Source organism: Nocardia farcinica, assembly GCF_029867845.1.
Taxonomy (GTDB): Bacteria; Actinomycetota; Actinomycetes; order Mycobacteriales; family Mycobacteriaceae; genus Nocardia; species Nocardia farcinica_A.
In genome coordinates this window covers 1-3,489 of the sequence record NZ_JARWRU010000676.1, presented here as the reverse complement: position 1 = coordinate 3,489, position 3,489 = coordinate 1, and the positions used below count along the sequence as shown (strand labels likewise).

Genomic DNA, 3,489 nt, shown 5'->3' with positions numbered 1-3,489 from the left:
GGGCAGACCCGAGGCCACCGCTCTCGGTTCGAGCGAACGCCACCCCGCGGCGAGCGCCGCCCTGGTGAACGGAACGCTCGCGCACGCGCTGGATTTCGACGACACCCACCTGCCCTCGGTGCTGCATCCGTCGGCCTCGGTGGTGCCCGCCGCACTCGCGGTCGCCGAGGCGAGCGGGGCCTCCGGGGCGTCGCTGCTGGCGGCGGTGGCGGTCGGCGTCGAGGTGACCGTGCGCCTCGGCATGGCCGGATACAGCGCGGAACTGGGCAATTCGGTGTTCTTCGAACGTGGCCAGCACGCCACCGCCATCTGCGGGGCGGTCGGCGCGGCCACCGCGGCGGCCATGCTGCGCGGCCTGCCGGCCGAGGGCATCACGCACGCCATCGGCATCGCCGCCAGCATGGGGTCGGGTCTGCTCGAGGCCAATCGCACCGGCGGCACGGTCAAACGGGTGCACTGCGGCTGGGCCGCGCACTCGGCGGTCACCGCGGCGTCTCTCGCCGCACACGGCCTCACCGGGCCACCCACCGTGGTCGAGGGCAGATTCGGCCTGCTCCAGGCCTTCTGCGGAGAGTACGCCGACCCGGCCGCCGTGACCGCCGATCTCGGCGATCGCTGGCTGCTGCCCGGTGTCTTCTTCAAGCCCTACCCGTGCAACCACTTCACCCACGCCGGTGTCGACGCCGCCCTGCGCCTGCGCGGCCGGGATGTCACCGCCGATCAGATCGACAGGCTCGTGCTGGGCGCCCCGACCGCCGCCTTGCGCACCATCGGCGAACCCCTGGCCGCCAAACAGCGCCCGGAGTCCGGTTATCACGCGGCCTTCTCCGGCCCTTATACCGTGGCGGCCGCCCTGCTCGGTGGCGGCGGGCTCGGTCTGTTCCACGAGGACTTCACCGACACCGCCGCCCGCGACCCCGATCGCCTCGCCCTCGCGGCGAAGGTCGAGTGTGTCCCGGACGCGCGATGCGACAGCATCTTTCCGCACCAGTTCCCCGCGGTGCTCACCGCGCACCTGCGCGACGGGCGCACCCTGGTGGAGCGGGTCGAGGTGAACCGGGGCGGGCCGGGCAACCCGCTGTCGGCGGATGAGTTGACCACCAAGTTCCGGCTCAACACCGCCGAGGTGCTCCCGGCCGAGCACGCGACGAAGGTGGCCGATCGGGTCCTCGGGCTGGCGAGCGAACCCGATCTGGGCGCGCTGTTCGAGTTGCTGCCGGGCTCGGCCGGCGGTTCGGGCGAACGCCTCGGCTGACCGCCCGGTCCTGCCGGGGCGCTCACCCGTCGACGCGGGTCACGGGAAACCCCCGGCACGCCCGAGCAGGGCGGGCACCGGCGCCCCGAGCACCTCGCCCAGCCACACACCGGTGGCCGCCACCGCCGCCAGGTCGATGCCGGTGCGCACGTGCATGCGGTGCAGCAGGTACAGCAGGTCCTCGGTCGCGATATTGCCGGTGGCCGCGGGCGCGAACGGGCATCCGCCGATCCCGCCGGTGCTCGCGTCGAGCACCCGCGCGCCTGCTTCCAGCGCGGCGACCGCATTGGCATAGCCGGTGTTCCGCGTGTTGTGGAAGTGGCACCGCACAACGGCTCCCGGCGCCAGCGCGGCCGTCCCGGTGACCAGCCTGCGCACCCGGTCGGGCGTGCCGACGCCGATGGTGTCGGCCAGGGCGATCTCCTGCGGCTGCGCTTCGGCGACGCGCCGCACCAGGTCGAGCACCGCCGCTTCGGCGACCTCGCCCTCGAACGGACAGCCGAAGGCGGCCGCGATGGTCACGGTGCGCAGCAGCCCGGCCTCGGCCGCCCGCCGCGCCAGCGCCAGCCAGCGCCGCACGCCCTCCTCGGTGGTGCAGCCCTGGTTGCGTGTGCTGAAGGTGTCCGTGGCCACCACGACGACATTGATCTCGTCGACGCCCGCCGCGAGCGCCCGGTCCAGGCCTCGCTCGTTGAACACCAGTCCCGCATAGGACACCCCGGGATCGCGTGGCACGCCCGCCATGACCGCCTCGGCATCGGCCATGCGCGGCACCGCTTTCGGATTGACGAAGGCGACGGCCTCGATGCGCCGCAGGCCCGCCGCGATCGAGCGCTCGATCAAGGCGATCTTGTCCTCGGTCGAGACGTGTTCGGGTTGGTTCTGCAGGCCGTCCCTCGGGGCCACTTCCAACACGGTGATCTCCACGGGACCTCCAGGTATGTGCGCACGCCTTGCCGCGCTGTTTCACTGAGGGATACAGTGTATCCATTCTGCTGGCCATCGATGGACGGAGTGCCCATGCCCGCCGACCAGACCACCACCCCCGGCCCGCTGCACGGCCTGCGCGTCGTCGAGATGGGACAGTTGCTGGCGGGCCCGTTCTGCGGGCAGTTGCTCGGCGACTTCGGAGCCGAGGTCATCAAGCTGGAGGCGCCGGGCAGCGGAGATCCCATGCGGCAGTGGGGCCGCGAGTCCTCCGACGGCAAATCCCTGTGGTGGCCGGTGGTGGCGCGCAACAAGAAGTCGGTCACCTGCAATCTGCGCGACCCGCGCGGTCAGCGACTCGCGCGTGACCTCATCGCCACCGCCGACATCGTGATCGAGAACTTCCGCCCCGGCACCGTGGAACGCTGGGGCCTGGCCTACGAGACCCTGCGCGCCGACCACCCCGGCCTGATCATGGTGCGCGTCAGCGGCTACGGCCAGACCGGCCCCTACGCCCGGCGCGCGGGCTATGGCTCCATCGGCGAGGCGATGGGTGGAATCCGCTACACCACCGGCGATCCCGATCGCCCACCCGCGCGCACCGGCATCTCGATCGGCGACTCCCTGGCCGCCGTCTTCGCCACCATCGGCACCCTCGCCGCCCTGCACCACCGCGACCGCACCGGTCAGGGCCAGCTCGTGGACTCGGCCATCTACGAGGCCGTGCTCGCCATGATGGAATCGCTGCTGCCCGAATGGGCGCTCACCGGCTACCAGCGCGAACGCACCGGCTCCGTGCTGCCGAACGTGGCCCCCAGCAACATCTACCCCACCGCGGGCGGCGATCTCGTCCTCATCGCCGCCAACCAGGACACCGTGTTCACCCGCCTCACCGCCCTCATGGGCAGGCCGGAACTGGCCACCGACGAGCGCTATGCCACCCACACCGCCCGCGGCGCCCGCATGGGCGAACTCGACGACCTGATCGCCGACTGGACAACCGGATTCGACGCCGAAGACCTGCTCGACCGCCTGCACGAGGCGGGTGTCCCCGCGGGCCGCATCTACACCCCGCGCGACATGTTCGCCGACCCCCACTTCGCCGCCCGCGACGCCATCGTCCGCATCGCCCACCCCGAATTCGGCGAACTGCCCATGCAGAACGTGGTCCCCAAGCTCAGCGTTACCCCCGGCGCCGTCCGCCACGCCGGTCCCGCGCTCGGCAGCCACAACGACGAGATCTACCGCGGCGTCCTCGGCCTCGACGAGGACAGTGTCGCCGAACTCGGCCGCGCCGGGGTGCTCTG

3 protein-coding genes are annotated in these 3,489 nt (G+C 72.1%); 2 read left to right on the top strand and 1 reads right to left on the bottom strand.

The genetic code is table 11. The features are described 5' to 3' along the window. Positions 1 to 1,255, top strand: a 1,255-nt coding sequence (locus QH283_RS14855) for an MmgE/PrpD family protein (RefSeq protein ID WP_280503586.1), incomplete at its 5' end; no start/stop codon positions are given. Between the two features lie 39 nt (positions 1,256 to 1,294). Here QH283_RS14855 and QH283_RS14850 read toward each other — a convergent pair. Beyond that, positions 1,295 to 2,182, bottom strand: a complete 888-nt coding sequence (locus QH283_RS14850) for a hydroxymethylglutaryl-CoA lyase (RefSeq protein ID WP_280503585.1) — start codon at positions 2,180 to 2,182, stop codon at positions 1,295 to 1,297. Positions 2,183 to 2,275: 93 nt separating this feature from the next. On the opposite strand from QH283_RS14850, the gene QH283_RS14845 reads away from it, so the two are divergent. Then, positions 2,276 to 3,489, top strand: a 1,214-nt coding sequence (locus QH283_RS14845) for a CaiB/BaiF CoA transferase family protein (protein WP_280503587.1), incomplete at its 3' end; no start/stop codon positions are given.